The sequence below is a fragment of the Synechococcus sp. F70.1 genome, from assembly GCF_047502745.1.
Taxonomy (GTDB): domain Bacteria; phylum Cyanobacteriota; class Cyanobacteriia; order Thermostichales; family Thermostichaceae; genus Thermostichus.
On record NZ_JANSJL010000030.1, the window covers coordinates 1 to 8,199 of the forward strand.

Annotated in this window: 4 protein-coding genes and 1 tRNA gene; 2 read left to right on the plus strand and 3 right to left on the minus strand. The window is 61.1% G+C overall.

Translation table 11 applies throughout. The features are described from left to right. The first annotated feature begins 152 nt into the window (after positions 1–152). A complete protein-coding gene (ruvB, locus tag NW860_RS02015; protein ID WP_414395929.1) occupies positions 153–1,199 on the plus strand; it encodes a Holliday junction branch migration DNA helicase RuvB in 1,047 nt (348 codons plus the stop codon). 24 nt (positions 1,200–1,223) lie between these two features. Here the strand turns inward: ruvB and NW860_RS02020 are convergent, their stop codons facing one another. Beyond that, a complete protein-coding gene (locus tag NW860_RS02020; RefSeq protein ID WP_414512088.1) occupies positions 1,224–3,923 on the minus strand; it encodes a phycobilisome rod-core linker polypeptide in 2,700 nt (899 codons plus the stop codon). A gap of 207 nt (positions 3,924–4,130) precedes the next feature. Between NW860_RS02020 and NW860_RS02025 the strand changes: the two genes are divergently transcribed. Beyond that, on the plus strand, positions 4,131–6,260 hold the full coding sequence (locus NW860_RS02025) for a glycosyltransferase 61 family protein (RefSeq protein WP_414512090.1): 2,130 nt from the start codon (positions 4,131–4,133) through the stop codon (positions 6,258–6,260). On the opposite strand, the gene NW860_RS02030 is transcribed toward NW860_RS02025, so the two are convergent. Together NW860_RS02030 and NW860_RS02035 are read right to left on the minus strand one after the other, a co-directional pair. Beyond that, positions 6,261–6,344 (minus strand) — tRNA-Leu (locus NW860_RS02030). 43 nt (positions 6,345–6,387) lie between these two features. Next, a partial coding sequence (locus NW860_RS02035; protein WP_414512093.1) for a tetratricopeptide repeat protein occupies positions 6,388–8,199 on the minus strand: 1,812 nt, incomplete at its 5' end.

Genomic DNA, 8,199 nt, shown 5'->3' on the forward strand with positions numbered 1-8,199 from the left:
TGCTTCCCCAGGTTTCCTGACTCTACTTCCCCTGGCCCCAGCGCCAGGGGTTTTTTGGTTGCCGCAATTCTCCTGGCGGCTAGAAAGACCGCGACGTTTTCCCCTTTGGCCTTTTAAAGTTAAAGTTGGGCCGTTGTATCTGCAGGTAACAGATGGCAATTATTTCTTCTCGAGAACGAAGCCCAGAGTCGCCTCTTGACGCAAGCGAAGCAGGAAGGGGGCTGCTGCAGCCCCAGGCTCAGGCTGGCGAAGCCCAGGAAGACTCCTTGCGCCCGCGCACCCTAGCTGAGTACATCGGCCAGACGGAGCTCAAGGAAGTGCTCTCGATTGCCATTGCAGCCGCCCGCGCCCGCGGGGAGCCTCTGGATCACCTCTTGTTCTACGGGCCCCCTGGCCTGGGCAAAACCACCGTGGCGGCAGTGCTGGCAGCGGAGATGGGATCCCGCTTCTACATGACCACGGCTCCAGCGCTGGAGAGCCCCCGCGACATTGCTGGCTACTTGGTGCGTCTCAAGCGGGGCGACGTGCTGTTTATCGACGAGATCCACCGCCTGCCTAAGGTTACGGAGGAATTGCTCTATCCGGCAATGGAAGATTTTCGCCTCGATATCACCATTGGCAAAGGCCGCTCTGCCCGCATTACCTCCATACCCCTGGAGCGCTTTACTCTCATCGGAGCCACTACCCGCATTGGCGCTCTAACCTCGCCGCTGCGGGATCGCTTTGGTCAGGTGCAGCGGCTGCGCTTCTACGAGCCTCACGAGCTGGCGGAAATTGTGTTGCGCAGCGCCCGCCTCTTGAACACCTCCATTGATCGGGAGGGAGCCGAGGAGATCGCTCGCCGCTCTCGAGGCACGCCTCGCATAGCCAACCGCCTTCTCAAGCGAGTGCGCGATTATGCCCAGGTTCGGGGCAATGGCCACATCAGCCGCGAGGTTGCCATTGCTGCTTTGGAGTTGTTCCAGGTGGATCCCATGGGTTTGGACTGGACGGATCGCAAGTTGCTAACCCTACTGGTGGAGCAGTTTGGGGGAGGGCCGGTGGGCCTGGAGACAATGGCGGCCATAACCGGCGAGGATCCCCAGACCATCGAGGAGGTGTACGAGCCCTATCTCCTGCAGATTGGCTATCTGCAGCGCACACCCCGCGGGCGGGTAGTTACCCCTGCAGCACTGCGACACTTGGGCTACGCCGCCTAGCCCTCTCCCAAGAGCAAAAAGGAGCTAGCTGCGATCGTTTTTCCCCACCGGCCTAAAACTAGGTACCACCAACTCTTTGTTTTGCTTGGTGAGGCGGCCATACAGCTCTTGGGTGTTGGGAAAGTTGGCTGCCGGCAGGGTGGGGAAGCGGCGGTAGGGCACCGTGTCCTCGCCAAAGAGATCCCGGTACTCCTGGGTGTTGAGCAGGGCGCGCACGAAGGCCTTTAACCCCTGGGTAGCCAAGATCTGGTTGTATTTGCGGATCTCCTGCTGGTTTAGGGGTGCGCGGCCTAGGAAGTGCTTGGTGCCCAGCTCGATGACCTTGGTGTTGGGGTAGGGGGCATAGAACTCAGCGCGGTACAGTTCGGAGCACCCCAGCGCCTCGATAAACTCCTTGACGGTGATCTCGCCATTGCGCAGCTTAGACTCGGCAGAGCTAAGCTCGGCGCTGATGTTGTAGATGTCCATGTCGCGCTCGAAGATCTGCCGGTAAGCAGCGCGGATGAGGTTGTTGACCTCGGCTTTGTTGGCCAAGCTGGTGAGCTTGAAGACAGGGATCTCCTGACGAATCCTAGGCACCCCTTGCTGGACGCGCCGCTGGATTTCCAGCTCGCCGGAGGGCTTGTCCTGAGGCTGGCCCAGCTTGACGAAGAGGGGGATATCGTCGTCGGTGCGGATGGGCCGGGTAACCACGGCCATGTCGCTGGATCCAGGGCGCATCCGCCGCCGCGCTAGGCCAGCAGGGGTGAGGTAGCGCTCGTAGGGCACGATATCTTCCCCGAAGACCTGCTGGTACTCCTCACTGTCGAGGATGGCGTCCACCACGGCGTAGAAGCCCTGCTTGGAGGCGATGTCGAACAGCCGGTTCATCTCCTGTCGCCCGTAGGTGGGCCGGCCCAGCAGCTTGCGGTGGATGAACTCGATGGCTTTGCAGACGTAGAGGCTAGACCAGTACTTGTTGCGGAAGAGATCCGACTTGGCCAACTGGCGGACAAACTCTCTGACGCTGATTTCTCCGGATTCCAGCTTGATTTCCCAGCGGGTTAGCCGTTGGCCGGCGTAGGGCACATAGCCATACACCTGCTGGTAGCAGGCGCGGATGACCGCTTGCGTCGAGACTTCGCTGCCAACAATCCCAGCCCGTACCCCTAGCCGCCGGCTGCGATCCCCAGGGGTCTGGGTAAGCTTGAAGACTTTGGGGCCAAGGCTGCCGGGATCCCCGACCGCCTTGGGGTTGGTGCGAGCGTTGGTAAGAGCAAAGCCGCGCCGGATGAGGATGCGCTTGACATCCTTGTTGAAGGGGGCCGGGCTGGCGTTGAGGGAGCGGGTCTCTTTGGGGAAGATGGCGCCAAACTGGATCTCCAGCGGGTCGTTGCCGACACCATAGGGGTGCTGATCCGGCAGGGGACGGTTGTAGCGGGCGAAGAGGGTGATAAATTGTGGCACCTTGCGGCAAGGAGCCGCGTAGTTGTAAAGGTCGAACTTGGGCCCCCAGTTGGCGCTGGTCTGGGCTTCCACCCCCAGCTTGCGCAGGTAGGGCACCGTCTCCTCGCCAAAGTAGTCGCTGTACTCGCGGCTGTCGACCAGGGCGTCCACCAGACCTGCCAAGCCCTTGCTGGAGACGATGGCAAAGTAGGTCTGCACCTCCTCGCGGGTCTCTGGGGCCCGCCCCAGGAAGTGGCGGAAGGCCAGCTCCACCACACGGCTGTTGATGTAGGGCTCGTAGAACTGTTTGCGGTAGAGGTCTGATTTGCCTAGGCGGCGGATGAACTCCCTCATGGAGATCTCGCCGTTTTTCACCTTGGACTCCAGGTCGGCCAGCTTGAGGCCATAGGCGCGGCGGATATCCCGCTCAAACACCTGCCGGTAGGCAGCCTTGATCACTTCCTCCTTCTCGGCGTTGGAGAGCCCCGGCTTCATGGCAAAGACGGGCACTTTTTCTGCCGCCAAGCTGTAGACCTGAGGCAGTTGGAGTCCCTGCAGGGGCAGGCCGTCGGCGGTGCTGGCATTGCGCTGCCGCAGCTTGTCGGAGGGGGCAGGGGCAATGAACTCGCTCAACAAGACGTCAAAATACTGGTTGATGATGGCCACCGCCTCAGCATCTCTGCGGAAGTAGCTGGCCGAGGCCCGCTTCATCTCCTGGAGGGCAACGATGGTGGCTTCGGCAGAGCAGGCATTTTCGATAATCTCCCGCAGGCCACGGGTGTTAACCACAAGGATATTGGGATCCCCGGCCACAAGGGCGTAGGTGACGTAGCGCAAGAACCAGCTTAGATCCCGCAGCGACTTGCGCATGTTGGCAGCCCCGTAGCGGGCGATGCTGATGGGGCGGAAGTTGGGCGGGATCTCGACGCCACTGGCGCTGAAGAGGTCGCGGATGGCCTCGATAAAGCCCCCTGTGGATTCCACGTAGAAGGCCGTGCCCAGCTTGAAGGCCTCTTTCTCATCCTGGGTGGCTTCTGGCCGCTCCAGATAGGCCATGGGGGAGCCGCCGGTGAAGATGCGGTTGGCGGCCCGACTGACAATGATTTCAGAATTGGCCGCAAGAACCTCGGCAATCTCCAGCCGTTTTAGGCCAGTGGAGAAAAAGTCCTCGAGGCGATCTAGCTCAGTGCGCGACAGGTAGCGATCCTGCTGTTCCGCCTGGGAGATGGTCGATAGGGGCAGAGTTTGGTAAAGACGCGGACTGGAGAGGACGGCGCCGCCGGATGCGTTGATACCCATCGATTCTTAAACTCCGCTTATCGATTACCGAAAAGTTTCCAACCAAAACCACGAGCCCTGCTCCACCCCCCTCTTGCCGTCGAGGAAGTAGGGACGCCGGACCCCTGAGGGAGAAGCCAAGCCTAGAATACTAGGGGGATGCGCCCGGAGTGGGGAGGTTGTTGCAGTTTGTAACACTCCTGCGCAGCTCCCTTCTCAGCAAAAGCCATGGCCTCTACCCCTCTTGCCCAAGACCCTCTCCAGAGCCATTGGGAGCAGGGAGCATATGAATCGGTTGCCCAAGAGCTGTTGCAGCAGTTGGAGCAGGGATCCCAGCATCCCCTGCTGTGCTGGTGGCTGGGAGCCGCCTACCTGCTCCTGGGGCGAGAGCTGGAAGCCCAGCTTACCTGGCAGGAAGGGGTGGCGCTGCTAATGGGAAAAGGCCTGAGCGAGCCAGAAGCTAGCCGCTGCTGGGCAAAAGGGCTGCAGGAGCTGGCGGAGGGGCTGTGGGAAAGAGGCCACTGGCCGCAGGCGGCAGCCTTGTATCGGCAACTGGTGGAGGGCTCCCTTCCCGCCGACCTAGAACCTGTGCAGGCGCTGGCCGCCCATCGCCTTGGCCGAGTCCAGGAGCGCCGTCGGCTGTGGCTAGAAGCAGCAGAGTGGTTTGAGCAGGCTTGCCGCCGGGATCCAACAGCCGCGGAAAGCTTTTGGCGCTGGGGTCTGGCCCTGCTCAAGTTGGGCCGGCTGCGCGAGGCGCTCTCCCCTCTCCAGGAGGCAGCGAGGCTAAGGCCGGACTGGGGGGATCCCTGGGTGCAGATGGGCCTGGCTTGGCTGGATCTGGGGAAGCTGGAGCAGGCGGTGGCCTGCTTTCAGGAGGCAGCGGCGCGGGGCACCCAGACAGCGGAGCTCTACAGCTACTGGGCGGAGGCCCAGGTGCGGCGGGACGACCCCCAGGCAGCTTGGGAGAAGTTCCAGCAGGCGCTGGCTGCCGAGCGGCAGTGGCTGCAGGCTTGGTGTGAAGGCAGCGGCAGAGACAGCCTCCTGCGGCTGGAGCTGGAGCAAGCCCTCCAGGGATCCCCGGGCAAGTTTTGGCAAGAGCGGTATCGCCTCTGGCGGCAGCGCTGGATCCCTGCAGAGGCAGCTCCCCCTTCCCCGGCCTGCCAGAGCCCATCGCCCAGGGCCGGCGACTCCCTGCCCGTGCCCAGCCAGGGCTACCTCACCACCCGGCAGTGGCACCAGGCCACGGGCGAGGGCAGCTACCAGGTGTTGGATCCAGAAGGGGTTCTCTACTGGCAAGCCCCTCCGACGGCTGACCCTGCCCTTGGGCAAAAGCTGCGCTCACAGCGGATCCCGCTGGCCGAGACCTTTGTGGTCCAGATCCCGCAGGGATCCGTGCACGTGGGCCACTATCCCCGCCACCTCTACGCCAGCTTTGCCAGCGCCGTGCTTACCCGTAGGAGGGAGTTGCTGGCCGATGTCTCCCCCGGCTTGCCACCGCCGGAGTTTCTCGACTGGGACTGGAAGTCGGAGCACCTGGAACACCACCCCATTTGGGACTTGCCCCACCTGCCGCCGCCAATTCCGCTGGAGGGCTCTGCTGCCCTCTTGCCCCTGGGGGCAGTCAACTACTTCCATTGGATGGTGGACATCCTGCCCGCCCTCGAGCTCCTACGCCGCGCCGGCTTCCTCGAAAAGGACATTCCCATCTTGATCCATGGCTACCAGGGCAAGCCCTTCCAGGTGCAGAGCTTAGCTGCCCTGGGGATCCCCACAGAACGCCTTCTAAGCTTCGAGCAGGTGGGGGGATCCCATCTGCAAGCGCAGAACCTCATTGTGCCCTCGCTGGCTGGGCCGGTGGGGTGTCTAACCCCCAGGGGCTGGAAGGTGCTGCAGCAACTGGTTCCTCTGGGGCAGGCGGCGGATCCCTTGTTGCCGCGGCGGGTTTACATTAGCCGTCGTGCTGCACGCTGGCGGCGGGTCATCAACGAGGCGGAGGTGCTGGAGGCCTTGCGCCCCTGGGGCTTTGTGCCTGTGCAACTGGAAGCCCTTTCCCTAGCCGAACAGATAGCCTTGATGCAAAGGGCAGAGGCAGTCATGGGGATCCACGGGGCGGGCCTGACCAACCTTGCCTTTTGTCAGCCTGGCACGATTGCCATCGAGATCTTCCCTAGCAATGCCGTGCTCCCCTACTTCTGGAGCCTTGCCCAGGTGGTGGGGCTAAACTACTTTCCCCTAGTGGCCCCAACCTGCGACCCCGCCCTGGTGGCCCTGCTGGCTAGCCCAGAGCTGGATCGGGAGGATGCCTGGGTGCCGGTTCCGGCTCTACTTGCCTTGCTAGAGCAAACAGGGCTGCAGTAATGGGATCGGAGGGACTCGAACCCTCACGTTCTTGAGGAACAACGGATTTTAAGTCCGTAGCGTCTACCATTCCGCCACGATCCCTGGAGTAGCCGTACTACTCTACCAAAGGGTTTGCTGTGGGGGACTAGGAGGCTTCTATAGGGAGAGTATGGCATGCCAGCTTCTGGCAGACAGCCTGGCGCAGGAAATGAGCTAAGGCCGCCACGCAGTCTTGATCCTCAAAAAGCAAGTCGCGCCGCTCTTGGATTTGCTGAGCGATTTGCTGCCGAAATTGGGGATCCGTTCCCAGTTGTACGGCCAGCTCTTCGTAGCGCTGGAGGTCTGGGGCAATTAGAAGCTCAAGGCCCATTCTTTTGAGGATGGCGTGGGTGTGGCGGCCCCGCAGGAACCGGCCAGGGCAGGTGACCACCGGCAAGCCGGCAGCAATGGCTTCCAGGGTGGTGATCCCGCCCGACCAGCCGTAGGAGTCCAGCATGACGTCAGCGCAGCGATTGAGATCTAGGTAGTCTTGATGATCCAAGGCGGGCAGGATTCGACAGTGGTCTTCCACCGCAAGACCATAGCTGGAAAAGATGGAGGCAAGCCGCTGCCAGAAGCGCTGACCAATGGCGGCATTGGGCAAGGCCAGGAAGACAAACTGGGCCCTGGGCACTTGCCGAGCAATAGCCGGAAAAAGGTAGTCGTATTGCGGCAGGTACTTGCCCAAATACTGGCAGGTGAGATAGACAACGGCCTCTTGAGGCAGACCAAAGTCCTGGCGGTAACGTCTCTGGGGAGGCAAAACGGGCTTTTCAAAACAGGTACCCAGGTGGGGCAGCCGGACCAAGGTTTCGCTGTAGTGGGCCTGCCCATTTTCAGGCTCCATGAGGTCGCTGGAGAGAAAGTAGTCAATGGTCGACAGTCCCGAAGTAACGGGATGAGCCCAGGTGGAGCATTGGACGGGGGCTAGCCGCAGGGACGCCAGCTGCAACATAAGAGGAGAAAGGCCAATTTCCAAGTACACCAAAACATCCAGCTGATCCTGCAAAATTTGGCGGGCAGCCTCTTCAAAGCCGGTGGGAATGTGGCGGAAGACATCGGCATGCTGACGGTATTGCTCCGTCAGGAAATCAACTCTGGGATCCAAGTGGTAGGCAAAGACCTGGAAAGGCTGCTTGGAGCTGGCCTTTAAGTACTTCACCCACCCCAAAGAAAGGCGGCTGTAAGAGCAAGCGCGCATGGAGGCCGAGGCAAACCCAACGCGAATGGGATCCCCTGGCCGGGCTTGCCGGGGGAGATACTCCCAATCGGGGTAGCAGGCTTTCACAATGCGCTGCACCAACTGAGCGTATTTCTTCTGCAGCTCCAAGTCGTCGTAGCCCTGGTACTGCAGAAGGTGAGGCGTTCCCCAGCTTGAGCCTAAAAAGGCAAGCCGCCGCTGCTCTGGGGTGTCTAGGGGCGTCTCCTGAATGAGGCGATCCAGGTGCTCTACAAAGCGCAAGCGAAAGCGGTGCAGCTCCTGTTCATCCTGATAGATAGCCGGCAGATAGAGATGGTAAAGCCAGCGGGCTTGCACCAAGTTAGGATCCAAAGTCCATGCCTTTTCCAGGTGAGCCAGAGCCGCGCTGTGTTCCCCTTGCTCGCGATGGGCTATCCCCAGATAAAAATGCACCTCAGCCCAAGGGATCCCTGCTAGTGGATCTGGATTTTCTAACAACGATCCCAGCAAGGAGATTGCCTCTTCGTGGCGGCCTAGGTTAACAAGAATCTTGCCCGCTTGAAAGGCAGAAAGGTAAGCCTTGGGATTGAGGCTCAGGCTCTGCCGATAGCAAGATAGAGCCTTTTCCAGTTGCCCCAAAGACTCATAGACAACGCCCAGGTTGTGATGATAAAGGGCTACGCGGGGATTGAGCTCAATGGCCTCGGCAATCAAAGCAGCCGCCCATTCCCCCTCCCC